The following is a 24,353-nucleotide window of genomic DNA, read 5'->3' as shown; positions in this document are numbered from 1 at the left end:
CGTCCGTTGAGTTGAGGAGAAATGGCAATGCCAAATGCGGTGGCACTGAAGGTTCTGGTTGTCGACGACCAGGAAAGCGTGCGGAAAATGACGGCGTTGACGCTGGAGCAGATCGGGATCCGCCACATTCATGAAGCGGAGAACGGCAAGAAGGCGATGGAGATCGCTTCGCTTCAGCCGATCGATCTGATTATCTCCGACTATTACATGGACGAGATGGACGGCCTTGACCTGCTTCGTGCCGTGCGCGGTCATCCGGTCGTCCGGCGTGTGCCATTCATCCTGCTGACCGGACGCGGTGATCGCGAGCTCGTGGTCAAGGCGGCGCAGGCCGGGGTCAACAATTATCTGATCAAGCCCTTCACCGTTCAGGTCCTGCGCCAGAAAATCGAGCAGGTCATGGGGAAGCTGTCGTAAATGACCGCGAGTGCTGCATTCAGCGTCGAACCGGATGCCGCGTCGGGATCAGGTCCCGCGGCGGACGGTGCGCTGTCGGAAATCGCAGCATTGCTGGGCGTTCTCGCGACGCTGTTTCTCGACAATGTCAGGGAGCTGGAAGACACGGTTTCCCGTGTCACGGATCTCGTGACGCGCGACGGCAGGCCGGATCGCGACTTGATCGTGACGTTGCAGAGGTTCGACCGGCTCAAGCAGGAATTCGAGGCCTTGAGCGGCGCGCTCGCGCGCTATGCCAGCTCGACCGGCGCCCTTCCCGTGGCAGGTGATGGTCCGCGCGAGCCCTTCGGCCGTGACGTGATCCATGACATCACGATCGCCGACCTGAAGGAGCGATTTCTCGACCGGTTGGAAAATGGTCTCGGCACAGTCTTCCAGCCGTTGCCGGAACCATCCGAGAGTGAAGTCGAAGTCGACGTGATCTTCTAGCCCGCCTTGTCCGGCAGGCTCCGGCTCGCGCGCTCCAGCATGCGGTGGAATCCGCTGGTCATTTCCGGGACCTGCTCGGGTCGGATATTGCGATAGGCGTTCTGCCTCGCGAGGAACAGCGCGGAGATGTGGCACTCCACGATTTCGCTGTCGTAGGTGGCGCCGCTCTGGATGGCATCCAGCACCCTGCAAAGATTGTCGGCCACGAAGGTGAGCAGCGCGAGCCCCATGGTCGTTCCAGTGTCGCGCAATTGTCGCGAGCGCGCGTAGATCTCGTCGAGCTGCGCCATGTCGGGCTGTGCGCTATCGATCTTGCGCAGAGCCTGTGTCAGCTCCTGCAATTCACGCTCGACCCAATCGACGAACTCGGCCTTGTAACCTTCAATTCCGGATTCGGCCTGCTGGATCGCGATCTCCCGGGGAATGCCGCCGGGCCGCTGAGCGAGTTCCTGAAAGCGCGTCTTGACGGCGAAGATGCGCACATTTGGCGGTGTTTTTTCTGTCATTCGCTTTGTCCGGCGCGCGCCGCCTGGAAGAGGCTGTCGATATCGTCCTGCTCGAGGTTGGGCTCGACCGCTTCCGCGACCTCGATGCTCTTGTCGCTTGCGCGGCGTCCGACACCCGTCGGATAGCCCTCGATCTTGAAGCGCCTGTCGGGGCCGAAATAGGTGGGGCAATCGATGAACTGCCGCCGGTCGAAGGCGATCCACACGAGCCGGTCATACAATGTCGTCGGGGACATCGGTTTTGCGACCACCATGCTTGCGCCGGCGTCGCGGGCTTCCTTGACCGTCGACTGCTGCGCGTCGCTGGTCATGATCAGGATCGGAAGCGTCCTGTTCTCGTTGTCGGTATTGCGCCTGATCGCCTGCGTGACCGCCAGGCCGTTCTGGGGCGGGAGCTTGGCGTCCAGGATCAGAATGTCGATCTTCTGCTGCATCAGCGCCGCCAATACGCCGGCTGCGTCTCCAGCTTCAAGGATGCGATTCGCCCCGAAGCCGCGGAGCATTCCGTAGACCACGCGGCGCATGAAGGTGCCGGGGTCTGCAATCAGGATGGTCAAATCGCGGAGGTTGACCGAGGCGTTCTTTAATGATCGCGGCTTTGAATCAGCGACTGGCACGGTAATCACCCGAAGCGGCTGGCGCGATGCGCGCAGATTGGCGCCGGGACGCGACGTCCACGATTGTCCTCGATCATTAATCGCTGATTGAGGATAACGTACGGTTAACAGCGTGGCGGAATGGAACCCGGATTGCTCCGGACTCGCCCTCTGGAGGAGTGCAATGGCCGCCAATCGGGACTTCTCCACCGCGACCCGCATCGTGCGCAGCACCGGGCGAAGCGCCCGGAGCGCCGCGGCGGATATCTGCGTGGTCGGGGCTGGAATTGCCGGAGTGTCGGCGGCGCTCGAAGCTGCGCAGCTTGGCAGGACGGTTGTGCTGGTGGACAGCCTGCCGGCGCTGGGCGGTCAGGCGGTTCACTCGATCATCGGCACCTTCTGCGGTCTGTTCGCAAATGGCTATCGCGGCCGCCAGATCACCCACGGCATTGCCGATGGCATTCTCCACGATCTCGGCGCGCAGGATGCGCTGCACTACCTGCGCGGCGGTCCATCGAACACCACCGTCGTGATGTATGACGAGATCGCCCTCTCGCGGTGGATCGAGGAGACGATACGCAAAGCTGGCATCATCGTGTTGCTCGGCGCCATGCTGCGCAGGGTGATGCGCGATGGCGGGCGCGTACGAACGATCGAATTTGCGACACGCTACGGCGACGTTACAACTTCCGCGGAGGGCTTCGTCGATGCGACCGGCGACGCGGCCCTGACATGGGAGGCCGGCTTTGCCTGCCGCGAGAATGCGAACGGAGTGCTCTACGGCACCCAGATGGTGGTGCTGGAAGGCGTCGATGAGGCGAGCCACCCGCCGCGACCCGAGATGATCGCGCGCATGAAAGAGAAGGGAGATCGGTACGGGCTGATCCGGCGCGATGGATTCTCCTTCGTCGTTCCGGGCCGCGGTATCTCGCTGATCAACATGAACCATGTCGAGACGCCGCTCGAACCGTTTGCGGCGTCACGCAATGCACTTCTCGGCAAGGCGATGGCGGACGACGTGATCCGATTCCTCAAGGCCGAATATCCGGACGCTTTCGCCAACGCGCGTGTTCGCGCCTATGGCTTTCCCGGCATCCGCCAGACCCGCTGGATCAAGGGGCGGCAGCATCTCACCGTGGACGATGTGCGCGCCGGCACAAGATTTCCGGACGCGGTCGCGAGGACGGGATGGCCGATCGAACTGCACGACCGGCCCGACAGCACGGCCTGGGAACCGTTTGGCGATGACCATCTGCACTATATCCCGTTCGGCGCGCTCGTTCCCGACGAGGCGGACAACATCGTCGCGGTTGGGCGCTGCATCGACGGCGACAGCGCCGCGCTGTCGAGCGTGCGGGTGATGGGGCCGTGCATCGCCATGGGCGCGGCCGCAGCGCACGCCCTTGATCTCGCCGGCAGCGGCAGTGTCCGGCAGATCGATATCGCCGCGCTGCGTAAGCGGGTATCGTCCAATGTGGATGGCGCTGGCTGAGGCCGCTTGATCCGCCTGCCGTGGCAGGCGCCGCGACGCCCTTGAACCCGGGCAGGTTGTCCCCCGACCAAACAAGTGAGGTCGGGAACAGCAACCTCATTTCCGGGTTAAAGGGCCATGAGCAACGTCATTTCCATTGCTGCGGTGCGAGCCAAACGCCTGAGAGAGTCGCTCGCGATCCATGGTCGCGACGGCGAGATGGTCATCATCGAGACCCGGACGAGAACGATAACCGCTGTAAGGATCGTTTGCCGCGAGCTTTTTGCTGAAGTTCTGGACGGCTTCGGGGACTATTTCGTGCTCGACTATAACGAGATCCGGTCTATGCAGCCTGCAACGGTCGCGCAGACCAGTGTCGTGAACGCGCGGGGCGAATTCCTCCCCGTTCAGCATCCGGCACCAACATCTGCAGCGGTGGCGATCATCCCCTTCACGCGGCGCCAACGCCGCAAGTGACCGGCGGCAATCAAGACCATCTGGAGAAAATGACGCCGGTCGCCACCCAATGATCGCGCGTGGATAAGCGGGTGCCAGAACACGACCCTCGGTCAGTGGCCGAGTCCCGTTGGCACAGGCCGGTTCCGATGCCCGCGGCATCTCGTTCACCGGTCAAAAACACGCTATCTGTCTAATACCGCTCCTTATTTTGCCCGTCTTCAGGTAGAATCATCACTGCACGAAGCCGGGGTGGCATTCGGGTACGCGGCGGTACATGAACATCATTCTCGTCAAGGTCCTGGCAACGGCTCTCGCATTCAGCCAGGCCACGACCCGGCCTGACGCCATCAAAGCCGAATTCAATCCGGTCGCAGACAAGGCGGAAGTGGAGCAGCTCCTGCACGCAGGATGCCTCCATATGCGCAAGTCGTTCGACATCGAGCAGATCAATCTCGACGATCTGATCGCGACGGCGATGGATGACAAGGCCGCGCTTGGCGAGGAGGTCAAGGCTCTCAAGGGGCTGTCCTTCTCCGACCTGCACACCGTCTATCGGCAGTTCTGCAAGGGCGAGGCGGTCGAGCAGTCGCCGGTCGACCTCACGGAGGTGATCGCGTTCTACAACGATGCGCTCAAGGATCTGCCTGATGTCGGACGGCTGAAGGGCATGAAGCTGCCCGGCATGAGCGTTATCCTGGACGGGAAGGGCGAGCGGTTCGCCGAAGTTTTCACCCCGGAAAACCGGCGGGTGTGGGTCTCGATCTCCGCGATCCCGGAGGTCGTCCGCAACGCCTTCATCGCCGCCGAGGACAAGCGGTTCTTCCAGCATAAGGGCATGGACGAACGCGGCCTCGTGCGCGCCTTTGTCGGCAATATGGCCCAGCCCGGCCGCCCGCAGGGCGGGTCGACCATTACGCAGCAACTCGCCAAGACGGTGCTGGTCGGCAACGACGTCACCTATGAACGCAAGCTGCGCGAGATCATCATCGCCTCGCGCATCGAGCGGACGCTGAGCAAGACCGAGATCCTCGAGCTCTATCTCAACTCGATCTATCTCGGGCGCGGGGCCTGGGGCGTGGAGATGGCGGCGCGCAGCTATTTCGGCAAATCGGTTGGCGCGTTGACCCCGGTCGAAGCGGCGTTCATCGCCGGTCTCGCCAAGGGACCGAGCTATTTCAGTCCCGACCGCAACGCCGGCCGCGCGCGCGACCGGATGGCCTACGTGCTCGGCCGTATGCACGATGACGGTATGATCGCGACGGTGGCTGCCAAGGTGCAACTTCCGGCGATGGTGCCGTACGAGCGCCTCCGGCAGGACACGGGCTTCCACTTCGTCGATCATGTTTCACGCGAAGCGCGTTCTATCCCTGCGGTGGGCGCGCTCAATGCGTCGTCCTATGTGGTGCGATCGACGATCAATCCGGAACTTCAACGCGCCACGGAGTCCGTGCTGCAGGAAGCGCTGGCGCGCTACGAGCTGAATACCGGACGCTTCAAGTTCCAGGGTCCCGAGGCGAATATCTCGGACGCGCTCAAGTCGATGACCGAGGAGCGCAAAGGCGAGGGGCCGGCCTGGCTTGTTGCGCTGAAATCGGTGCGCCTGCCGTTGTACGACGTGCATTGGGAACCGGCGGTGGTGCTGGAGAACGGCCGCACGAAGCGCGGCGACGTCCTGACCGTCGGAATAGCGGATGGCCGCACCCTTCCGCTCAATCCCTGGAACGTGGCCACCCGGCGCAGCCTGAAGGTCAACGATGTCGTCTATGTCCGGGTGCGCGAGGCGGCAGGCAAGCAGGGCGCGCGCGCCGAGCTGCGCGTCCGGCCGGCCGTGCAGGGCGCCGCTCTCGTCATGGAAAACAGGACCGGTCGCATCCTCGCGATGTCCGGCGGCTTCTCCTATCCTGAGAGCCAGCTCAACCGGACCGTCCAGACCGTCCGCCAGCCGGGCTCGACATTGAAGCCGGTGACCTACCTCGCCGCGTTGCGCAGCGGTCTGCAGCCGAACACGCTGGTGATGGATTCACCGATCGTGTTGCCGCCGATTGGCCAAACCAGCGCTCTTGCCCGCCAGAAGGATTTTTGGGCGCCGCGCAATTCAGGCGGTTCGGGTGGTGCGGTGACCATGCGTCGTGCGCTCGAAGACTCGCGCAACCTTGCGACCGCGCAGCTGATGGCGAACGGCATCGAGAACAGCGCCGAACAAGGCCTCGACCGCGTATGTGAGCTCGCCGTTGAAGCGCAGCTCTACAAGGAATGCAGCCGCTTCTATCCTTTCATTCTCGGCGCTCAACCGGTCCGGATGATCGACCTCGCCGCGTTCTATGCTGCGATCGCCAATGAGGGCGCGCGTCCGATCCCGCATGTCATCGATTCGGTCGAGCAGGGCGGCCGGCAGATATACAAGGCCGACAACAACCAGGTGAACTGGATCGGATCGGCCGATCGCGCCTCATTCTTCCAGCTCAAGTCGATGCTGCAGGGCGTGCTGACGCGCGGCACCGCGCGCTCCGCGCGGCATCTTGCGACTTACGCCGCCGGCAAGACCGGCACGACCGACAATGAACTCGATGCCTGGTTCGTCGGGTTCACCAACGACGTCACGGTCGCCTTGTGGGTGGGTTATGACAACGCCGAAGGGCGTCGAACGCTCGGCCGCGGCCAGACCGGCGGACGGGTCGCCCTGCCGATGTTCGAGCCGATCCTCGAAGCGGTCTGGCGCACACATGCGCCGAAAGTCGCGCTCAGCGGGCCCTCTCAGGAAGCAGGACGGGAACTCGTTGCCGTCCAGATCGACCCCTATACCGGCGATGCCGACCAATATAGCGGTCAACGATCGGGCGGCAGCGTCGAATACCTGCGCCGTGACTCGGTCGGCGGAATCACCGATACCCGCTACCGGATCGTGTCGCGCGGAGACAATTACTACATGTATCGCGGCGGCGACGGCTATGAAGAAGACGGAAGCCCCGTGCAGAACTGGCCGTATGACAGTCGCTACGGCATGCGCGATTATTATCCGCCGCAATCGGGCTATTACTACGGGCAACAGCAACAGCGGATTCAGCCGCGGTCACCGGAGTTCTTCGAGGATGACCGGTACGGGGGGCGGGCGCCGAGCCGCATCGATCCGGATTACTTCTTCGGCCTCTTCGGGCGCAGGCAATACTGAGCAGCATTGAATGAGACGTGGATTTGCCATTCTTCTGACTGTGCTTGCCGCGGGGGTCAGCGGCCTTGCCAACGCCGATGATTTCAAGCTCGAGCAGGTGCCGTCGCTGGCATCCGTTCCTGTCGAGACATTGAAGCCACGGACGATCATCTTCGCCGAGCAGCGCGCCGAGAAGGCGACCGACGCGGCGAACGAACTGGTGCCGTTCGAGGAATGGACGCGCAGGCAACCGTTGCAGCATCGGCTGCTGTCGATATTTCCCGAATACAAGGAGCCGGCGGGCGTCAAGCTCTCGATGTATGTCGCGGAAGCGCGGTTTCGCATGGCGAAGCCGGCGCAGGGTTTCGATCTGTCGCGTTACGCAAGCCTCGAATTTCTCGAAAAGCTCGATCCCGCGATCAAGCATCGCAAGATCGCGGCAACCGACGCCGTTCCCAACAAGGAAACGTCCGCGCCGAATAGGGTCCCCGGCCGCATCTGGTGCGACGACGCAGCCGGCTGCTTTCAGTCGCGCTACAAGTTTGAAGGGCGGATTCCCGCGGGAATCATGCTGGTCAACAAGTTGCGCGACGAAACCAAGAAGCCGATCCCGGATGTCATCGACTTCCAGAGCGAAATCCGGCTGCGTTCGGCGAACGATCCGCAACTCACGGATCTTGCGGCGCTCACCGGGATCACCACGCCAGTTGCGGGCGCATTCGAGCAGAGCATTTTCTGGGTCAACCAGGTCATCCACTCCGGCAAGATCCTGGCCATCGTTCAGCCTTTCCCTAGCGATCGCAATGCGTCGGTCGTGACGCTCTATCTGGCGCTCGCGATCCGCAGCGATGTCCTGACCAAACAGCGCGATTTTCTGACCGCGCCGATCCTGCGCAATCTTGTTCCCGCGCAATTGCTGATGGGACGCAGCTCGTTCAACAGTGGCCAGTCTATCAGCGCGGGTCTGCCGCAATTTGCTCGGGGCCGCATCAAGGCCATCGCCGGGATGATCGAGGAGGGCCGCTAGGCCGCCCGGCAATGCTGGTCAGGGCACCTGATCGTCCGCGCCAAGCGCCTTGAGTGCCGCGCGCGCGACTTCAATATCCTGCGCGCCCGTACCGGAGCCGACACCGACAGCGCCGACGCAGACACCATCGATGACGATCGGCAATCCACCTTCGAGATTGGTGAGCCGTCCGCCGGCCGCAATGGCGAGTTTCACTTCCAGCGCAGGATCGAGCCGCGAGGTGGGTTGCCGGTGGGAGGCGGCCGTGATCGCCTTGCTCTTCGATGTCTCGGCCGAAAGCAGCTTCGCGCCATCCATGCGGATATAAGCCAGCATGTTGCCGCCGTCATCGACGATGGTGATGTTCTGCGGCACGCCAAGTTCTTCTGCTTTGGCGATTGCACCCTGCAGCGCAATCATCGCGCCGTGATGCGTCAGCTTGAGAAACGGTCTCGTCGTGTTCCTTGATCGTGGTGTCATTGTCCGATCCATTCCTCTGCCGGCTTGTCGAGTTGCGACGCCAGCCGCTGCATCATCCGGTCCGACGCTGCGAGTTCATCAAGGCCGATCCATTCATCCGCCTTGTGGGCGCGTCCGATATCGCCAGGTCCGCAGACGATTGTCGGAATGCCGGCCTGTGCGTAGAGCCCGGCTTCCGTCCCGAAGCTGACGGTTGTTGCGTTGCCTGCGCTGCCGGAGAGGCGCTGTGCGGCGGCGACGACGGCGCTGCGGGACGCGGTCATCAACGCTGGATAGGATGCCATGTCCTCAACCACGATGCCGGCTTCCGGCGCCTGCGCCTTCAGCTTGTCGCGCGCGGCTGCAATGGCTGCATCGGTCTCCGCAAGCAAAGCGGAAACATCCGTGTCCGGTATGTAGCGGATCTCGAACTCCAGAACGGCGCGATCGGGCACGAAGTTGAGCGCCGTGCCGCCGTGCAGCGACCCGACGTGAATCGTGGTGTAGGGCGGATCGAATGCCGCGTCCCGCTTGCCGTCACGAGCCACCCGTTCTGCGAGGCCTTCAAGCGCTGCAACGATCCGCGCCGCGGCGAAGACCGCATTGGCGGCCCGGTGCGGCAGCGCTGAATGACCGCCGCGGCCGCTCACGATCACGCGGCGCGCCACCTTGCCCTTGTGAGCGTAGCCGACCGACAGTCCGGTCGGCTCGCCGACGATGCACAGCGCAGGTTTGACTGGCGCAGCCGCAATCGCCGCGACAAGATCGGGCGCGCCAAGGCAGCCAACCTCCTCGTCGTACGAGAGCGCGATATGGATCGGCGTGTGGCTCGCGGCGCTCCTGAATTGCGGCACATGCGCGAGAACCGAGGCAACAAAACCCTTCATGTCCGTCGCCCCGCGACCGACAATCCGGTTGTCCTTCTGCGTCGCCGTGAAGGGCGGGCTCGACCAGTCCTGTCCGGCAACGGGAACCACATCGGTATGTGCGGACAGCACAACGCCGGGCCTGTCTGCGGGGCCGATGGTCGCAAGGATCGATGCCTTGCGTCCCGTCCGATCATAAATCCGGCGCGAGGCGATATCGTGCTGCGACAGATAGCCTTCGATCCACGAGACGATATCCAGATTGGAATCGCTGCTGACGCTTGCAAAGCCTATCAGCCGGTCCAGAATTTCGGTGGTGCTTTGCTCAGGCGCCATTGTATGTCATCACGATTGAAGACAAGCGAGGGTTATGCGCAATGACGTACTCGATCGCCGCGCGATGCGACAAGACCGGAGCTTTCGGCATTGCGATTACGTCGTCGTCGATCTGCGTCGCAAGCCGATGCGCGTGGGTCAGTCCGCTCGGCAGTGTGTCGACGCAAAACATCACCGACCCCGCACTTGGTCCGGCAGGTCTGAACCTGCTGCGGCAGGGGCTCGGCGCCGGCGCTGTGCTGCGCCTTCTCCTCGACGGTACCCCACAGCCGGATTATCGGCAGATCGGCGTGATCGACCGCTATGGCCAGGTCGCAATGCATTCGGGCAAAGAGGCATTGCCGGTTGCTGCCGTTGCGGAAGGGCCATCCTGCATGGCGCTTGGCAACCTTCTCGCGTCGCCGGACGTGCCGGCGCGCATGGTCGCAGGTTTCGTGTCCGCGGCGGGCGAGCCTCTTGGCGAGCGGCTGATGCGGGCGCTCGAAGCAGGTCTCGAAGCCGGCGGTGAAATCAGTGACGAACATGCGGCCGGACTGCATGTCGCCGATACGTTCGATTGGCCGGTCGTCGACCTGCGCGTCGACTGGCATGACGACCCGATCGGCGAATTGCGGCGCGTGTGGGATCTCTATGCTCCGCAGCGCGCGGCTTACGAGTCGCGCGCGCGAGCGCCCGGGACAGCGCCGAGTTTCTAGCCCGGCCACATCACGCCCCGGCCGGTGGGAAGGCAACCGCATCCTCGCCGGTGATGGCGATAGCGATCTTCGATCCCGCGCCCGATATGCCTGCCGCGTCGCGCGCCGCGAGCCGCATCATCAGGCGTCCGTTTGCGGCTTGCGGCGTGTCGACATAGAGATCGACATGGTCGCCCTGATAGATCGAGGCCGCGACCTCTCCCTCGAAGGCGGCGTCGCCCGTTGTGGTCACTTGCAGATGTTCCGGCCGGACGAACAGGTCGACACGCGCACCGGGGCTTTGACCGGCGAGCGGCGCTGAAGGCACCGTCACCGCCCTGCGGCCCACCGATACGGTGGCGCTGTCGTCTTCCATCCGATCGAGCGTTGCGCTGAGCAGCGATCCCTCGCCGATGAACGACGCCACGAAACGGTCAGCCGGGCGCCGGTAAAGCGCTTCCGGCGTATCGATCTGGCAGATCCGTCCCGCCGACATCACAGCGATCCGGTCGGACAGTGACAGGGCCTCGCTCTGGTCGTGGGTGACGAAGATCGTGGTAACGCCGAGCCGGCGCTGGATCTCCTTCACCTCGACCTGCATCGCGCCGCGCAGATTTTTGTCGAGTGCCGAGAACGGCTCGTCGAGCAGAAGAACCTTCGGCTCGATGACGAGGGCGCGCGCGAGCGCCACGCGCTGCTGTTGGCCGCCCGACAGTTCGCGCGGCTTGCGCGCCTCATAGCCGGTGAGTTTCATCATCGCGAGGACGTCGGCCACGCGTTTTCCGATCTCGTCCTTGCCGACGCCGCGCGCCTTCAGGCCGTAGGCCACGTTGCTCGCCACCGTCATATGCGGGAACAGCGCGTAATTCTGGAAAACGATGCCGGTCTGGCGCGCAAAGGCCGGCACGTCGGTGACCAGCGAGCCGTCGATGAAGATCTCGCCTTCGTTCGGAGCAAGAAATCCCGCGACGAGATTCAGCAGCGTGGTCTTGCCGCAGCCGGACGGACCCAGCAGCGTCATGAATTCGCCGCGGCCGATCTTCAGCCAGGCCTGATCGAGCGCGACACTCGGGCCAAAGCGCTTGGTAACGCCGTCAAGGCGCACGGCAGCTTCCACCGAGGCGGCGGTCGGCGCCGTCACCGAAGCTCTACCGGGCCTGCTCAACATTCAGCACCTTTCCAAGACCAAGAAACGCGTTGGCGAGCGCGAGCAGCGTCGCGGTGACAACGATGAAGATCACCGAGATGGCGGCCATCGTCGGGTCGGCATATTCGCGCACGTAGTTGTACATCGCGACCGGCAGCGTCTGTGTCCGCTGTGCGGTGACGAAGAGCGATGCGGTGAATTCGTTGAAGGACAGGATCGCAGCGAACAGCCAGCCGCTGACGAGGCCCGGCGCCAGGAGCGGCAGCGTCACGGTGAACAGCACGCGCCATGGCTGCGCGCCGAGGCTCGCGGCGGCGAGTTCGAGACGGTGGTCGAGATTGCGGAGCGAGATATAGACGCTGCGCAGAACGAACGGCAGCACCAGGATGACGTGACAGATAACGACAACCGTGAACGTGCGCGTCAGGCCCATCTGCGCGGCCAGGATGAGGATGCCGAGCCCGACGGTGAAGTGCGGAACCACCAGCGGCGCCAGCAGAAGGGCTTCGAGCAACTGCTTGCCGCGGAAATTGTAGCGGTCGATCACGTACGCAAAGGCCGCGCCGACGATCAAGGCGATGAACGACGCCGCGAGCATGATGATCATGCCATTGTGAAAGCCGGCGCGGAAGTCGCGATAGTTGATGGCGTTGTAGAACCAGCGCAGTGACACTTGCTGCGGCGGGAAGGACAGTATCGCCTTGTCGTTGAACGAAGCGACCGTCACGACGAAGGCCGGCAGGATGATGAAGCCGAGGATGGCGACCACCAGCGCCTTGCCGGCGAAACTGAGCATCCGGTGCGAGAGCGGTTTCGCCATCAGTGCAGGCCCACCTTTTCGAGCGGGCGCAGCGTGAGCCGCATTGCCGCAATCGAGACATAGGTCAGCGCGAGGCCGGCGACGCAGAGCGCGGCCGCAAACGGGAAATTGAAATTCGCGAAGCCGAGCTGGTAGACGAGATTCGACACCATGTTGACCTTGCCGCCGCCGACGAGCTGCGGCGTCGCAAACGCACTGAAGGTCCAGGCGAAGGCGGTGGTCAGGCCGGCGACGATGCCCGGTCCGGAGAGCGGCAGCGTCACGGTCAGGAACACCCGCACAGGCCCGGCGCCGAGACTCTCGGCGGCCTTCTCGTAAGCCGGGTCGATGTGAGCGATGGCCGCCGCGAGCATGACGACCACGACCGGCAAGGTGACATGCACCAGCGCGATGGTGACGCCAGTGACCGTGAACAGCAGCTGGATCGGCTGCTCGATAATACCGGTCCCCCGGAGCACCGAATTGATGAAGCCGTTATTACCGAGAACCACGATCCAGGAATAGGTGCGGACCACTTCGCCGAGGAACAGCGGCGTCACGGTGACGATCAGGATGAACGACTTGATGAACAGGCTTCGCGAGCGCACCAGCGCATAAGCGAGCGGATAGCCGAAGATCAGGCTGAGCACGGCGGTCAGAAGGCACAGCCAAACAGTGTCGATGAACACCCAGGCGTAAAGCGGGCGCAGCATCCCCGCGAAATTGGCGAGCGTGAAGCCGCCGACATCCAGCGAGCCCGGGATATGGGCGCGGACGCTGTATTGCAGGATCGCGAGCATCGCGACGGCGAAGATTGCCGCCGTGATCACGGCGGGAGCCGTGAACAGCCTCAGGAAGGGCCGGCTATGCGCGGCCCCTGACTCTGGTTCAGTCTGATTCAAGGAAAATTAGTCCGACGACACAACGCAAAAGGCCGGGCCCGCGCGTTTGCGGGCCCAGCCATTGCCATCAATTGATGACGTTCTCGGTGAACCACTTGCGCCATTCGCCGGTCTTTTCGGCGCGCAGCTTGTGGTCGATCACCAGTGCTTCCTTGTTCCACTGCTCCGGAGTCGTGAACACGCCGGGGAGCTTTGCGACATCATCGCTGAGCTTGGCGTTGGTCACCACCGGGCTGCCTTTCTTCATCGTCGCAACCTCGGCCTGAACGGCAGGGTCCAGCATGATGTTGATGAACTTGTAGGCGAGATCGGCCTGCTTCGTTCCCTTCATGATGCCGATGGTGTCGATGCCGAGCACCGCGCCTTCCTTCGGGATGGCCAGCTTCACCGGCACGCCCTGGCTTGCGATGTGATAGGCGTTCATCGAGAGCATGACCTGCACCGGGGCTTCGCCGTTCTGCATCAGCTGCTGCGAGGCCGCGTCGTTGGCATAGTAAGCCTTGAAGTTAGGCTTCAGCGCCTTCAGCTTGTCGCCGCCCTTTTCCCAGGTTGCGGCGTCGGCTCCCGAGAGCTTGGCCGATACGACAACGAGATGGCTCGCGTCGAAGTCAGGCGCCGAAATCTTGCCTTTCAGCTCCGGCTTCCAGAGGTCGTTCCAGGATTCGAAGGTCACGCCGGCCGGGACCATGTCGGGCCGATATCCGATCGTGTAGACGTAAGCCCAGGTGCCGAGGTGATACGGGCTGATCTTGGCTTGATCGACGAGCGACTTGGCATTCGGAATCTTGCTCATGTCGAGCTGTTCGTAGAGCCCGTCATTGGCGTACAGCCAGCCGACATGCGATGTCGTGAAAGTGATGTCGCTTTCCGGATTGCCCTTGGCCAGCTTGGCCTTGTTCAGGCGATCGATGGTGCCGCCGGTGATGAACTCGACGTCGGCGCCGGTCTGCTCCTTGAATTTCTTCGCAACGGTTTGCTCGACCAGATCTTTCCAGGAGCCACCCCACACCGAGATGACCAGCTTTTCGGCAGCATTGGCAGGTAGCGCCCACAGGCTTACGGCTAGCGCCGCGGATGCGAGAAGAAATCGTTTCATGCTCGTACTCCCTCTGTTGATCGACCCGAGAGCAAGCAATTTGCGCGCCATCGGGAGACGCAAAACGAGGATGGCAGTCGCCTGCCATCCCTTGCCCGTCCTAGTTTCCTGACCCGTGTCGCCCTGACCTCGATCATAGGGCACGGACGTTGTGGTTTCGAGTTCCGCCGTCGTCGCGCCCGACACGCGCGCGGCGGTTTTTATTAGCTTAGGCGCGGTCCGCGGGGATTTCCGCGATGATATCGATCTCCATCAGATATTCCGGCTTGGCGAGACCATTGACAATGATGCCGGTCGAAACCGGGAATACGCCCTTGAGCCATTTTCCGACGACACGATACACCGCCTCTCTGTATGCGCGATCGGTTATGTAGATCGTGATCTTCACCACGTCTTCGAGCTTGGCCCCTGCCTCTTCAAGCAGGATTTTGGCGCATTTCATGGCGTTTTCGGTCTGGGCCGCGGCATCGCCGATGCCAACGATCTTGCCGTCGAGATCCATCGCGGTTTGTCCGCGCAGATAGACGGTGTTGCCGGCACGAACGGCCATGCAGACATCGTTGTCGAGGTTTTGTTCGGGATAGGCGTCGCGCGTGTTGAATTTTCGGATACGGGTATGAGACACGGCGACATTCACTCCTTATGCGGCCAATCGGTGGAAACTGCGATCGGCGAACAGCAGCGGGTCGCCGTCGCCTGAAATGATCTCGACGACTTCGCCGATCAGAATGCAATGCGTGCCGAAGTCATGCGTGGACGCGGTGCGGCAATCGAACGAAGCCAATGATTCCTGGAGGAGTGGCGCGCCGGTCGCGGCAAGGCGCCAGTCGCCGCTGGCGAAGCGGTCGTCGCGCAATTCCGGAATGAGACCGGCAAAGGCCTTCGCGACACGCTCCTGATGCACTGCCAGAACATTGGCGACAAAGCAGCCATTCTTAAGGATTGCGTCGAGCGTGCGGTTGTCGCGATGCACGCACGCGATCACCGAGGGCGGCTCCATCGAGAGCGAGCAGAGCGTCGAAACGGTCACGCCGGCGCGTCCTGCCGTGCCGTCGGTCGTCAGAACGGCGACGCCGGACGCCGTGCGCCGCATCGTGTCACGAAACCGGTCGGCGAGAGCCCCGCTCATTATTTTCCGCCAGTCACGCGATCGGAAAGGTCGGCGGCGCGCTTCACGAAGTCCAGCGGGCCGGAGAAGTCGAACGAGTTGTAGACCGCGGCGAGATGGTTGAAGTGCGGCGCCTGCGCGAACTGGATGAAGGTGAGCCGGTGACCGGCGTAATCCGAGTTGAGCAGGTCGCGCGCAAAGGCGAGAAGCTTGCGGCGGTCTTCGGCGTGCCAGTTGTCGTTCAGCGAGTAAAATTTCTCGAGCCAGCTGCCGGAGCCTGGCGCCTTGAACGCAGCTTCATTCGGCGTGACGCAGATCTGCCCGCCGCACAATTCGCGAGCAATGTGCATCATTTGCGGCAGGTTCGCGCAGGCGAAGACGCGGCCGGCATACAGCATCGGCTGGTTCGGCATGAGCAGGTCGCCGGGGCTCTTCTGCGCGGCGGCGACTGCCGCCGTCAGATGCGCGTTGATGCCTTCGCGATAGCAGACGAGGTCGGCAAGCTTCTCGCGAACGGCCTGCATCTTGTCGAGGCCGGTCTGCTTTGCGTTCCACATCGCGGCGCCGATCATCATGTCGGCGACGTAGAGGATGCGCAGCGTATAGGGGAAAGCCGAATAGCGATGCAGGGTGCCGCGGATATATTGTGCGGCCTTGGTGTAACGATAGAAGAACACGTCCTCCCAGGGGATCAGGACGTCGTCCAGCACCATCAGGAAGTCGACTTCATCGAACTTGTTGGCGAGCGGATAATCCGCGGCGCTGCCGCGGCCCGCGAAGCCCGAGCGGGCGATATGCTTCACGCCCTTCGCGCCCATGCGCACGATGCCGCCGACCGCATAATCGGAGAGCTGCTCGTTGGTCCATGCGCCGACGGTCGGCTTTAGAAATGCCTGGTCGGCATAGCCCGACGCAGTCTCGTATTTCGCGCCGCGCACGATGATGCCTGCATCGGTCTCCTTGACCACATGCACCATCATGTCGGGGTCCTGATCCTGCGGCGCCTTGGAACGGTCGCCCTTGGGGTCGGTATTGGCGGAGACGTGGAACGGATCGTTCTCGATGACCGCCTGAATGTGATTGGCGATGTTGTTGCCAAAGCGCGGATCGATTTCGTTGAGCACGTCGCGGCCGTCATAGAGCGACCACATCTCGCCCACGGTTTCGTCGCCGACGCGGGTGACCACACCCTTGATCTCGTTCATCACCGCGTCGCAGGCGTCGCGCTTGTCCTGCCAGTCCTTTTGCTCGCGCGGCAGCCGGTTGAAGATCGAATGGCGCTTGTTGTCTTCGACGTAGGTCAGCGTCGGAGAGTGGGCGTCTTCATGCTGCATGTCGTACATGCGCGCGCGGATGTCGACGATCGGCTTCAGGGCCCGGTGCGTGGTGGGGTCCTTGACCCGATCGCCATCGATCCAGATCTCCCGGCCGTCCCGAATGCCGTCCCGGTATTGCTCGCCTGTCCGGATCATCGCTTCGTCTCCGCACCTTGACCTTTCTCAAGGATTGCGCGGTGCACCTAGATCGGTAAAATAGTTTATTCTGTCGACCTTAATCGGATTTTCCGATGATGAGGGCCCAGCCCGATGAACCTCTCCCTGAGGCAATTGCGCTACGTGGTGGCGGCGGCTGACACCGGCCATGTCACCGCCGCAGCCAAGCGTCTCAATGTGTCGCAGCCTTCGATCTCCAGTGCGATTGCTGAACTCGAGGCGGAAATCGGCGTGCCCTTGTTTATCCGTCACCATGCCCGCGGTGTTACGCTGACGCCGGTCGGCGAGCGGGTGGTGAACGAAGCGCGGCTGCTCCTGAAGCATGCGCAGGATTTTGCGCAGAACGCCGTTGAACTCGGCGACGCGCTGAAGGGCGAAATCACGGTCGGCTGCTTCCTCACCCTTGCGATCCGCTTCATGCCGGGTCTGCTCGCGGGCTTTGCGCAGAAGCATCCGGGGATCACGGTGACCCTGCGGGAGGGCGACCAGGAGGAAATGATTTCGGCGATGCTTGCCGGCCGCATCGAACTGGCGCTCGCTTACAGCCTTGCGGTGCCCGACGAGATCGAATCCGAGCCGCTGATCGATCTGCCGCCTTACGCGATCGTCGCGGCTCATCACCCGCTGGCGCACCGGGCATCCGTGAGCCTGCGTGAACTCGCCGATGATCCTTTCATCCTGCTCGACCTGCCGCATTCGCGCGATTACTTCTTCGGGCTGTTCCGGTCCGCCGGATTTGAGCCACGGATCGTGTTCAAGTCGCGCTCGCAGGAACTGATCCGCGGACTTGTCGCGCATGGCCACGGATACGCGATCCAGAACGCCATCCCTGCGACCACAATCGCCTATGACGGGAACAGCATCGCGGTGCTGGCGCTTGAGGAAACGCTTTTGCCGACGCGCATCATGACGCTGCGGCTGAAGCATTACGCGCCGCGGCCTGCGGTCCAGGCCTTCCAGGCTTACGTGCGCGATGCCTTTTCGCCGGACGGTATCTTCGCGCCGGGATCAATAACCCCGCCGGGGATCGATCTGGTGCAGCGGCGGAAGGCCTGACCGCACGCGGCGGATGCTTTCGGCGACTTCGCGCGCGGCCGCTTCCGGAACCGTGATGCTGGCGAGATGCGGCGTGATCAGCACATTCTCCATGCGCCAGAATACGTGGTCCCTCGGCAGTGGTTCGACCACGAACACGTCGAGTGTCGCCTCGGCGATCTGTCCGGATTGCAGCGCCGCGATCAATGCAGTCTCGTCGACAACAGCGCCGCGCGACGCATTGATCAGCTTGGCGTCCGCCGGCAGCAGCGCGAGACGGCGCGCATCGAGCAAGCCGCGTGTATCCGGCGTCAACGGCAGCAGGATCACCAGAATTTCAATGTCGCGAAGAAAGTCGTCGAGCGTTTCGATTCCGGCGCTGCATGTGACGCCGGGAACAGTCTTCAGGCTGCGGCTCCAGCCCCGCACGTCGAAGCCGGTTTGTGCCAGCGCCTGCGCGGCGGGTGCGCCCAGTTCGCCAAGGCCAAGGACGCCGACGCGGATGTCGGACAGCGCGCGCGGATGCACATATTTCCATTCGCTGCGGCGTTGTGCGCGCTCGAAAATGTGGATGTCGCGCGCATAGCGGATCACCGAAAACAACACGTAAGACGACATCAGCGAGACCATGCCGGTATCGGAGAGACGCGAGATCGGCACGTCCGGCAGGTCGTCGCGGCCGACCAACGAATCCACGCCGGCGCCCAGATTGGTGACCAGCTTCAGATTGGGAAACCGCGCGAAAAAGCCGCTCGGAGGTTTCCACGCGAGAGCGTAATTCACGCGCGCCGGATCGACGGCATCGGGATCGGTGAAGAAATCGAGATCCGAAAGCTCCGCGGTCAGCGTCTTCTTCCAGGCGGCCGGATCGTCGAACGCGCTGTAGAAGATCAGGGCGTCGCGGCTCATGCCTTCGCCGCCTTGTCGAGCAGGCGGACCATCGCCGTGATTGCCATCTCGTAACCGAGCGGCCCGAGGCCGGCCACGATCCCGGTTGCCGCCTTTGAGATGAAGGAATGATGCCGGAACGGCTCGCGCTTGTAGATATTGCTCATGTGCACTTCGATGATCGGCTTTTCGTAAGCCAGCAGCGCATCGAGGATCGCAATGGAGGTGTAGGTCAGGCCCGCGCCGTTGATCAGGAGGCCGTCGGTGTCCTGCCGGGCCGCCTGGATCCAGTCGATCAGCTCGCCTTCGTGATTGGACTGGCGAAAGTCGAGCGCCGCGCCGAGGCTCCGCGCATGCGAACGGCACCGCGCCTCAATCGTCGGAAAGCTTTCCGTACCGTAAGTTCCCTTCGCGTCGACGCCGTACAGGTTGGCGTTGGGGCCGTTCAGAAACAGAAGCCGCGGCTGTGTCATGCAATCCCACCAGTCTTTGTGGGATCCGTCGGTACACCAAAAGCCCGGCGTTCAGCAAATGCCGATGGCGGGCCGCGGAGTGCAGCCCGCCAATCCTCGTCAATTGATGAGCACCCACACACCCACAAGCGATATTGCCGGGACATATGTGATCAGGACGAGCGCGATGAGATACAGCACGACGAAGGGAAGGATGCCGCGATAGATCGTCTTCAGGTCAATGCCGAGGACCGACTGTGCGACAAAGATGTTGATGCCGAAGGGCGGATGAAACAGCCCGATCGCCAGATTCACCATGACAACGATACCGAAATGCACGGTGTCGATGCCAAGCGCCTTCACCACCGGGATCAGCAGCGGGGTCAGCAGCAGAATGGCCGATAGCGGATCGAGGAAGCATCCCACCGCCAGCAGCAGCACGTTGACGGCGAGCAGGAAGGTCCATTGCCCGACGCCAAGTGACTGCAGGAAGCTCACCAGCGCGGCGGGTACCTGATTGACGGTCAGGAGCCACGAGAACACGCCGGCACAGGACACAATAATCAGGATTTGCGCGGTGAAGCGCGTGGTCGCGGCGGCCGCCTCGATGATTTCCGCAAAGGAAAGCTCTCGGAAGACAAGGCGCGTCACCAGAATGGCGTAGATGCAGGCCACCGCTGCGGCCTCGGTCGGCGAAAATACGCCGCCATAGATGCCGCCAAGAATGATCACCGGTGCGCCGAGCGCCCACAGCCCGCGCACGGTGGCGCGGAAGAAATGGCTGCGATCGAACGGCTCGCCCGCGCCGAAATTCTCTCGTCTGGCGCGCCACATCACATAGCCCGCGAGAAGCCCCGCGATCAGAAGCCCAGGGAGGATGCCCGCCGCGTAAAGCCGCGGCACGGATTCCTGGGCGGCCGCGCCGTACACGATCATCGGGATGCTGGGCGGAATGATGATGTCGATTGCGCCGACGGCCGTAATCAGGCCAGCAGCGAACGGCTTGGGATATCCAGCCTTCGTCATCGACGGATACATCACGCGGCCGATGGTTGCGACAGCGGCGGCGCTCACGCCCGAGATTGCGCCGAAGATCGTCGCGGTCCCGACCGTGGTGATGCCGAGGCTGCCGCGCAGCGAGCCGACGCCGCTCTGGACGAAATCAACGAGGCGCTGCGCGACGCTGCCGCGGCCCATTAATTCGCCGGCGTAAATGAAGTATGGGATCGCCAGCAGCGCGTAAGCATTGACCGAACCAAACAGGTTCTGGTGCAGGGCCGCCAGAGGTACGTTCATGTAGAAAACGAGCGCGACCGTCACCGCCGTCAGCAAGACGAGGAAGATCGGGAAGCCCAGCAGCAGCAGGGCAATCGGAACGAAGCCGAGAGCGAAACTCATGAGCCGGCGCGCTCCGTTGCTTTGTCGGCCGGCTCTTGACCGGAGCCGGCGATCCTCTGCAAGCCGCGCAACAGCACGATCAGCACGATCGCCGCGAAGCTCACCGCGATCGCGCTATGCGGGATCCATGTCGGGATATGGGCGATGTCACTAACCGCTCCGAGCGCATAAATGCGCTCGACATACTTGAAGGACTGCCATGCCACAAAGGCGGAGACCACCAGCATCACCGCCATCTCGAACCACCCCACAAGCCATCGGACGGACGACGGACAGGCGAGAATGAGAACGTCCATGCGCAGGTGGCCGCCGCGCCAGGTCACGAGTGCGGCGCCCAGGAATGCGATCCAGATCAGGATGTAGATTTCGATCTCGTCGACGCCATTCAGGGCGAAGCCAGCGAGATAGCGCCCGATTACATTGATGACATTGAGCGAGATGCCGACGAGAAGCGCAACTGCAAGGACGCGCTCGATCCAAGTCGCGAGCGCGTCCACATGTTTATCGATTGATCGCAGCAAAGGCGGAGGCCTCAGTTCGCACGTTGCGCGGCGGCCGAGAGCGCGTCGAAGTCTGCCTTGATGGTCGCATTGGCGCTGAGCAGTCCGGGGAGGACCGACTTCACCTGGTCGAGATAGGCTTTGCTCTCGCCCTCGGACAGCGAGATGTTTTCGCCGCCATTCTTCTTCCAGATATCGGCAGTGCGGCCGACATCCTCGACAGCGAATTTCTGGACCTTCTGCTGCGCCTTGAAGGCTTCGTCGCGGACCATAGCCTCCAGCTCCGGCCCGAGCGACTTTAGGAAGTTGCGGTTGGCCATTACCGGAGCGATCAGGAACGAGCCGGGCAGGGCAGTCAGACCCTTCGCCACATCGTAATACTTGAAAGCGGTGAAGACGGTGGCGCTCGCGATCAGCCCGTCGATGGTACGGTTCTGCATCGCCGAGAGAACTTCACCGAGGGGCATCGACACCGGAGCTGCGCCGAGCTTCTTGAAGGGCTCGATCTGCAGCGGCGCTGCGCCCGGGACGCGGATCTTTTGTCCCTTGAAGTCGGCGACCGCTCTGATCGGCTTGTGGGAAAGTAGCAGGAGCGGACCATGCGGCAGGATCGCGATCGGCTCGATTCCCTTGCTGTTTCCCAGCGTCGAGAGCTGCTTGCGGATTTCCGGATCGGCGAAAACGCGCTGCGCGTGCTCCATGTCCTTGAAGAGGCCCGGCGCATCGAACACTTGGAAGCGCGGCTCGAGGCCGATGAAGAATCCGGATGCCGGCACGACCGCTTCGATCGTGCCCATGGCAGTGCCTTCGACGGTCGCGGGAATCTGTCCGAGCTGATTGGCCGGATAGAACTCGACCTTGATCTTGCCACCGGAACGGGCCTCGATACCCGCCTTGAATTCTTTCGCCCATTCCTGGCTGAGATCGTTCACCGTCGGCGACGAAATCTTCATGGTGTGTGTCTGGGCCTGCACCGCCGAGGCTGAAAGCAGCACGGCAGCACCGATCGCCAGGTTGCGAAGTGCGTTCATGGGGTCTCTCCCTGTGTGGGCTTGCTGCCCTTTGGTTCTACGTTGCGTCGAATTGAGAACGTCTGACTAGTATTGTCCTTTCGGCTCAAGGCCGAAAGCGTGCTGGCCATACATCGCGCCAACCGCATCCCAGTTCAGGCTGATATGCGAGCTCGCCGCGTGGATGTCTCGCCAGAAGCGCTGCACCGGATGCTGCATGCCGAGCGCGGAGCCGCCCATCGCAAGGAATACGGCGTCGACCGCCTGCACCAGGAGCTTGGTGGCGAAGGTATGTGTCAGCCGGTTGCGAAGCCGCATGTCGATACCCACGGGCTTGCCCTGATGCACGGTCTCGCTGGTTTCCCGCAGATCGCGGTGGATCATCAGTTGCGCGGCGTCGATTGACGCCGTCGCCTCGGCGACACGCAACTGAACGGTGGCGAATTCCGACATCCGGTTGTTGCCGCCAGCCACCGCGCCGCGAGTCGTACGGGTGCCGACCTGCTCGATGAAGGCCTTAAGGGCGCCGCGCGCCATGCCGAGTGCGGGCGACACAAGGCACTGTGGGACGACGGCAAGCATCGGCTGCCGATAGATCGGATTGGTGTTGATGGCGGCACCCGGTGTCTGCCCCGTCAGCATTTCCGCAAAGGTGACAACGCGATGTGCGGGTACGAACGCCTCGTCAATCACGATGGTCTTGCTGCCGGTGCCGCACAGACCCATCGTGTTCCAGTCGTCGTGGATCGTGAAGTCCGCCTTGGGCACGAGGAAAAAGCCGGGCCTTGGTCCATCTGCCAGCGGCACGATGCCACCGACGATTCCCCATGTTGCGTTATCGACGCCGCTGGCAAAGCTCCAGCGACCGCTCAGCTTGTAGCCGCCACGTTCCGCAGCGGCTTTCCCGGCAGGAGCATAGGATACCGCTGCAATCGTATCGAGGCTGTCGCGCCAGAAATCGTGCTGGGCTTCGTCCGGGTAACAACCGATCATCCAGGGATGCACGGCACCGAGGCTGTAGACCCAACCGGTCGAACCGTCGCCGCTGGCAACGGCCGAAACCGCTTCAACAAAGACGTCGTACCCCAGTTCGAATCCGCCGAACCGCTTCGGTTGCATGATGCGGAAGAGTTCGAGCTCACGCATCCGCTCGACCATATCGGCGGATACCTGCCGGGCTTTCTCGAACTCAATCGCGCGCTCGCGCGCCATTGCGCCGATTGTCTCGGCACGCCGAAGCAATTCGGCGACGCCAGGCACGGATGAAGTGCGGGCTGCTGCAAGGGTCACGTCTATCCTCCCGGTTCTTATTTTTTATTGAGGATAGACCTGCATATGCCGACCGGCAAGCATAAACTTGCATTTGCAAGTAATTATGCTGCGCCGCGAAGGATACGAAAATGCTCGCAAAAGTGCTTGAATGAGAAAGCCTGCGCGCCTATCGAAGTTCAGGTCGCTGCAACCAGCTCAGACATCATGCCACGCAAACTGATCCTGCAGGACTTCCTTCCGTACCTCCTCAATCGCGCTGGCCTGCGCGTCGGTCTGATGTTCTCACGCGATATCGAGGCGTTCGACGTGACGTTGCCGATGTGGCGCGTGCTGGTCGAACTCTGGCACAAGGGCGACCATCGGCTGGGAGAATTGTCGGAGCGAACATCGATCGACATGTCGACGTTGTCGCGGCTCGTGGTCGCGATGCAACGCAAGAATCTCATTGTGCGAAGACGATCCGGACTCGACGGCCGAGCACTCAGCCTGACGCTGACCGCGCGCGGCCTTGCGCTGACCGAGACGATCGTTCCGCACGCGCTGCACTATGAGGATGTTGCGATGGAAGGCATGAGCGCGCGCGAGGTCGTGACGCTGAAGGACCTGCTGAAGCGCGTCTACGCCAATCTCGAAAAGATCGAGACGACGGCGGGGAAACGGCCGGCCGCCAAAGAGCGGCCGGCGAAACAGCGCGTGAAGCGCCGCATCAAATCTTCAGCTTGAACAGATCGATACAATTGGTGCGGCCGATCTTGATGCGGTCGTTTTCGCTGATCGATGCAGCGTCAAACCAGATCGCCGCGTGATCGATATTCTCGAACGGCCAGTCGGTCGAGAACAGGATGTG

At 62.6% G+C, this 24,353-nt stretch carries 26 protein-coding genes and 1 pseudogene; 9 read left to right on the top strand and 18 right to left on the bottom strand.

Annotated elements, in window-relative coordinates:
• The first annotated feature begins 27 nt into the window (after positions 1 to 27).
• Positions 28 to 417 carry a response regulator gene (locus VNZ93_RS10280; protein WP_325703886.1) on the top strand — a complete coding sequence of 130 codons (390 nt, stop codon included), beginning with the start codon at positions 28 to 30 and terminating at the stop codon, positions 415 to 417.
• Positions 418 to 885: a hypothetical protein gene (locus VNZ93_RS10275; RefSeq protein WP_325703883.1), complete on the top strand. Its 468-nt coding sequence runs from the start codon at positions 418 to 420 to the stop codon at positions 883 to 885.
• On the opposite strand, the gene VNZ93_RS10270 is transcribed toward VNZ93_RS10275, so the two are convergent.
• Both VNZ93_RS10270 and VNZ93_RS10265 read right to left on the bottom strand, forming a co-directional pair.
• Positions 882 to 1,391 (bottom strand): hypothetical protein, encoded by a 510-nt coding sequence (locus VNZ93_RS10270; protein WP_325703880.1) that lies wholly within the window; start codon positions 1,389 to 1,391, stop codon positions 882 to 884. The two genes, VNZ93_RS10275 and VNZ93_RS10270, sit on opposite strands and share 4 nt — an antisense overlap.
• On the bottom strand, positions 1,388 to 1,948 hold the full coding sequence (locus VNZ93_RS10265) for a response regulator (protein WP_325703877.1): 561 nt from the start codon (positions 1,946 to 1,948) through the stop codon (positions 1,388 to 1,390). The genes VNZ93_RS10270 and VNZ93_RS10265 overlap by 4 nt, the downstream gene beginning before the upstream one ends.
• Before the next feature lie 223 nt (positions 1,949 to 2,171).
• Between VNZ93_RS10265 and VNZ93_RS10260 the strand changes: the two genes are divergently transcribed.
• The 4 genes from VNZ93_RS10260 (at position 2,172) to VNZ93_RS10245 (ending at position 8,092) form a co-directional block, all read left to right on the top strand.
• Positions 2,172 to 3,479, top strand: coding sequence for an FAD-dependent oxidoreductase (locus VNZ93_RS10260; RefSeq protein WP_325703873.1), 1,308 nt, complete (start codon positions 2,172 to 2,174; stop codon positions 3,477 to 3,479).
• A gap of 117 nt (positions 3,480 to 3,596) precedes the next feature.
• A complete protein-coding gene (locus VNZ93_RS10255) occupies positions 3,597 to 3,935 on the top strand; it encodes a hypothetical protein (protein WP_325703870.1) in 339 nt (112 codons plus the stop codon).
• 256 nt (positions 3,936 to 4,191) lie between these two features.
• Entirely contained in the window at positions 4,192 to 7,086 is a 2,895-nt protein-coding gene (locus VNZ93_RS10250; RefSeq protein ID WP_325703867.1) for a penicillin-binding protein 1A, read from the top strand.
• A 10-nt stretch (positions 7,087 to 7,096) separates the two neighbouring features.
• Positions 7,097 to 8,092 carry a hypothetical protein gene (locus VNZ93_RS10245; RefSeq protein WP_325703864.1) on the top strand — a complete coding sequence of 332 codons (996 nt, stop codon included), beginning with the start codon at positions 7,097 to 7,099 and terminating at the stop codon, positions 8,090 to 8,092.
• Positions 8,093 to 8,110: 18 nt separating this feature from the next.
• On the opposite strand, the gene VNZ93_RS10240 is transcribed toward VNZ93_RS10245, so the two are convergent.
• Together VNZ93_RS10240 and argE are read right to left on the bottom strand one after the other, a co-directional pair.
• On the bottom strand, positions 8,111 to 8,551 hold the full coding sequence (locus VNZ93_RS10240; RefSeq protein WP_325703861.1) for a heme-binding protein: 441 nt from the start codon (positions 8,549 to 8,551) through the stop codon (positions 8,111 to 8,113).
• Positions 8,548 to 9,732 (bottom strand): acetylornithine deacetylase, encoded by a 1,185-nt coding sequence (gene argE / locus VNZ93_RS10235; protein ID WP_325703858.1) that lies wholly within the window; start codon positions 9,730 to 9,732, stop codon positions 8,548 to 8,550. The genes VNZ93_RS10240 and argE overlap by 4 nt, the downstream gene beginning before the upstream one ends.
• Before the next feature lie 41 nt (positions 9,733 to 9,773).
• Here argE and VNZ93_RS10230 point away from each other — a divergent pair, with 41 nt between their 5' ends.
• Positions 9,774 to 10,427, top strand: a complete 654-nt coding sequence (locus tag VNZ93_RS10230) for a DUF1028 domain-containing protein (protein WP_325703855.1) — start codon at positions 9,774 to 9,776, stop codon at positions 10,425 to 10,427.
• 10 nt (positions 10,428 to 10,437) lie between these two features.
• Here the strand turns inward: VNZ93_RS10230 and VNZ93_RS10225 are convergent, their stop codons facing one another.
• The 7 genes from VNZ93_RS10225 to VNZ93_RS10195 form a co-directional block, all read right to left on the bottom strand.
• Positions 10,438 to 11,574: an ABC transporter ATP-binding protein gene (locus VNZ93_RS10225; protein WP_325703852.1), complete on the bottom strand. Its 1,137-nt coding sequence runs from the start codon at positions 11,572 to 11,574 to the stop codon at positions 10,438 to 10,440.
• Complete coding sequence (locus VNZ93_RS10220) at positions 11,555 to 12,373, bottom strand: ABC transporter permease (RefSeq protein ID WP_325703849.1); 819 nt, start codon at positions 12,371 to 12,373, stop codon at positions 11,555 to 11,557. The genes VNZ93_RS10225 and VNZ93_RS10220 overlap by 20 nt, the downstream gene beginning before the upstream one ends.
• Positions 12,373 to 13,182, bottom strand: coding sequence for an ABC transporter permease (locus VNZ93_RS10215; protein WP_325703846.1), 810 nt, complete (start codon positions 13,180 to 13,182; stop codon positions 12,373 to 12,375). Before VNZ93_RS10215 ends, VNZ93_RS10220 begins: the two co-directional genes overlap by 1 nt.
• 139 nt (positions 13,183 to 13,321) lie before the next feature.
• Positions 13,322 to 14,350, bottom strand: a complete 1,029-nt coding sequence (locus VNZ93_RS10210) for an ABC transporter substrate-binding protein (protein WP_325703843.1) — start codon at positions 14,348 to 14,350, stop codon at positions 13,322 to 13,324.
• A gap of 208 nt (positions 14,351 to 14,558) precedes the next feature.
• On the bottom strand, positions 14,559 to 14,975 hold the full coding sequence (locus VNZ93_RS10205) for a RidA family protein (protein ID WP_325703840.1): 417 nt from the start codon (positions 14,973 to 14,975) through the stop codon (positions 14,559 to 14,561).
• A gap of 15 nt (positions 14,976 to 14,990) precedes the next feature.
• Entirely contained in the window at positions 14,991 to 15,479 is a 489-nt protein-coding gene (locus VNZ93_RS10200; RefSeq protein WP_325703837.1) for a flavin reductase family protein, read from the bottom strand.
• Positions 15,479 to 16,930 carry a 4-hydroxyphenylacetate 3-hydroxylase family protein gene (locus tag VNZ93_RS10195; RefSeq protein WP_325703834.1) on the bottom strand — a complete coding sequence of 484 codons (1,452 nt, stop codon included), beginning with the start codon at positions 16,928 to 16,930 and terminating at the stop codon, positions 15,479 to 15,481. The genes VNZ93_RS10200 and VNZ93_RS10195 overlap by 1 nt, the downstream gene beginning before the upstream one ends.
• Positions 16,931 to 17,044: 114 nt before the next feature.
• Between VNZ93_RS10195 and VNZ93_RS10190 the strand changes: the two genes are divergently transcribed.
• Positions 17,045 to 18,007: a LysR family transcriptional regulator gene (locus VNZ93_RS10190; RefSeq protein WP_325703831.1), complete on the top strand. Its 963-nt coding sequence runs from the start codon at positions 17,045 to 17,047 to the stop codon at positions 18,005 to 18,007.
• Here the strand turns inward: VNZ93_RS10190 and VNZ93_RS10185 are convergent.
• From VNZ93_RS10185 to VNZ93_RS10160, 6 genes are all read right to left on the bottom strand, one after another.
• Positions 17,960 to 18,895 (bottom strand): glyoxylate/hydroxypyruvate reductase A, encoded by a 936-nt coding sequence (locus VNZ93_RS10185; protein WP_325703827.1) that lies wholly within the window; start codon positions 18,893 to 18,895, stop codon positions 17,960 to 17,962. The genes VNZ93_RS10190 and VNZ93_RS10185 overlap by 48 nt on opposite strands.
• Positions 18,892 to 19,347 carry a type II 3-dehydroquinate dehydratase gene (locus tag VNZ93_RS10180; RefSeq protein WP_325703825.1) on the bottom strand — a complete coding sequence of 152 codons (456 nt, stop codon included), beginning with the start codon at positions 19,345 to 19,347 and terminating at the stop codon, positions 18,892 to 18,894. Before VNZ93_RS10180 ends, VNZ93_RS10185 begins: the two co-directional genes overlap by 4 nt.
• Positions 19,348 to 19,446: 99 nt before the next feature.
• Positions 19,447 to 20,724, bottom strand: coding sequence for a TRAP transporter large permease (locus VNZ93_RS10175; protein WP_325703822.1), 1,278 nt, complete (start codon positions 20,722 to 20,724; stop codon positions 19,447 to 19,449).
• On the bottom strand, positions 20,721 to 21,221 hold the full coding sequence (locus tag VNZ93_RS10170; RefSeq protein WP_325703819.1) for a TRAP transporter small permease: 501 nt from the start codon (positions 21,219 to 21,221) through the stop codon (positions 20,721 to 20,723). Before VNZ93_RS10170 ends, VNZ93_RS10175 begins: the two co-directional genes overlap by 4 nt.
• A 35-nt stretch (positions 21,222 to 21,256) precedes the next feature.
• A complete protein-coding gene (locus VNZ93_RS10165) occupies positions 21,257 to 22,255 on the bottom strand; it encodes a TRAP transporter substrate-binding protein (RefSeq protein ID WP_325703816.1) in 999 nt (332 codons plus the stop codon).
• A gap of 66 nt (positions 22,256 to 22,321) precedes the next feature.
• Complete coding sequence (locus tag VNZ93_RS10160) at positions 22,322 to 23,524, bottom strand: acyl-CoA dehydrogenase family protein (protein WP_325703813.1); 1,203 nt, start codon at positions 23,522 to 23,524, stop codon at positions 22,322 to 22,324.
• 186 nt (positions 23,525 to 23,710) lie between these two features.
• Between VNZ93_RS10160 and VNZ93_RS10155 the strand changes: the two genes are divergently transcribed.
• Complete coding sequence (locus VNZ93_RS10155) at positions 23,711 to 24,229, top strand: MarR family winged helix-turn-helix transcriptional regulator (RefSeq protein ID WP_325703810.1); 519 nt, start codon at positions 23,711 to 23,713, stop codon at positions 24,227 to 24,229.
• Here VNZ93_RS10155 and VNZ93_RS10150 read toward each other — a convergent pair.
• Positions 24,213 to 24,353: pseudogene (locus VNZ93_RS10150) on the bottom strand (amidohydrolase); the annotation flags it as partial. The gene VNZ93_RS10155 and the pseudogene VNZ93_RS10150 sit on opposite strands and share 17 nt — an antisense overlap.

It is taken from the genome of Pseudorhodoplanes sp. (assembly GCF_035565795.1).
Classification (GTDB): Bacteria; Pseudomonadota; Alphaproteobacteria; order Rhizobiales; family Xanthobacteraceae; genus Pseudorhodoplanes.
This window is presented reverse-complemented; position numbering and strand designations above follow the sequence as displayed.

What these genes read in the sequence shown, in the direction of transcription:
- VNZ93_RS10280 (WP_325703886.1), top strand. Translation starts at nt 28, where the DNA reads ATGCCAAATGCGGTGGCACTGAAGGTTCTGGTTGTCGACGACCAGGAA.
- VNZ93_RS10275 (WP_325703883.1), top strand. Translation starts at nt 418, where the DNA reads ATGACCGCGAGTGCTGCATTCAGCGTCGAACCGGATGCCGCGTCGGGA.
- VNZ93_RS10270 (WP_325703880.1), bottom strand. Translation starts at nt 1,391, where the DNA reads ATGACAGAAAAAACACCGCCAAATGTGCGCATCTTCGCCGTCAAGACG.
- VNZ93_RS10260 (WP_325703873.1), top strand. Translation starts at nt 2,172, where the DNA reads ATGGCCGCCAATCGGGACTTCTCCACCGCGACCCGCATCGTGCGCAGC.
- VNZ93_RS10255 (WP_325703870.1), top strand. Translation starts at nt 3,597, where the DNA reads ATGAGCAACGTCATTTCCATTGCTGCGGTGCGAGCCAAACGCCTGAGA.
- VNZ93_RS10250 (WP_325703867.1), top strand. Translation starts at nt 4,192, where the DNA reads ATGAACATCATTCTCGTCAAGGTCCTGGCAACGGCTCTCGCATTCAGC.
- VNZ93_RS10245 (WP_325703864.1), top strand. Translation starts at nt 7,097, where the DNA reads ATGAGACGTGGATTTGCCATTCTTCTGACTGTGCTTGCCGCGGGGGTC.
- VNZ93_RS10240 (WP_325703861.1), bottom strand. Translation starts at nt 8,551, where the DNA reads ATGACACCACGATCAAGGAACACGACGAGACCGTTTCTCAAGCTGACG.
- argE (WP_325703858.1), bottom strand. Translation starts at nt 9,732, where the DNA reads ATGGCGCCTGAGCAAAGCACCACCGAAATTCTGGACCGGCTGATAGGC.
- VNZ93_RS10230 (WP_325703855.1), top strand. Translation starts at nt 9,774, where the DNA reads ATGACGTACTCGATCGCCGCGCGATGCGACAAGACCGGAGCTTTCGGC.
- VNZ93_RS10225 (WP_325703852.1), bottom strand. Translation starts at nt 11,574, where the DNA reads ATGTTGAGCAGGCCCGGTAGAGCTTCGGTGACGGCGCCGACCGCCGCC.
- VNZ93_RS10220 (WP_325703849.1), bottom strand. Translation starts at nt 12,373, where the DNA reads ATGGCGAAACCGCTCTCGCACCGGATGCTCAGTTTCGCCGGCAAGGCG.
- VNZ93_RS10210 (WP_325703843.1), bottom strand. Translation starts at nt 14,350, where the DNA reads ATGAAACGATTTCTTCTCGCATCCGCGGCGCTAGCCGTAAGCCTGTGG.
- VNZ93_RS10200 (WP_325703837.1), bottom strand. Translation starts at nt 15,479, where the DNA reads ATGAGCGGGGCTCTCGCCGACCGGTTTCGTGACACGATGCGGCGCACG.
- VNZ93_RS10195 (WP_325703834.1), bottom strand. Translation starts at nt 16,930, where the DNA reads ATGATCCGGACAGGCGAGCAATACCGGGACGGCATTCGGGACGGCCGG.
- VNZ93_RS10190 (WP_325703831.1), top strand. Translation starts at nt 17,045, where the DNA reads ATGAACCTCTCCCTGAGGCAATTGCGCTACGTGGTGGCGGCGGCTGAC.
- VNZ93_RS10185 (WP_325703827.1), bottom strand. Translation starts at nt 18,895, where the DNA reads ATGAGCCGCGACGCCCTGATCTTCTACAGCGCGTTCGACGATCCGGCC.
- VNZ93_RS10180 (WP_325703825.1), bottom strand. Translation starts at nt 19,347, where the DNA reads ATGACACAGCCGCGGCTTCTGTTTCTGAACGGCCCCAACGCCAACCTG.
- VNZ93_RS10175 (WP_325703822.1), bottom strand. Translation starts at nt 20,724, where the DNA reads ATGAGTTTCGCTCTCGGCTTCGTTCCGATTGCCCTGCTGCTGCTGGGC.
- VNZ93_RS10165 (WP_325703816.1), bottom strand. Translation starts at nt 22,255, where the DNA reads ATGAACGCACTTCGCAACCTGGCGATCGGTGCTGCCGTGCTGCTTTCA.
- VNZ93_RS10155 (WP_325703810.1), top strand. Translation starts at nt 23,711, where the DNA reads ATGCCACGCAAACTGATCCTGCAGGACTTCCTTCCGTACCTCCTCAAT.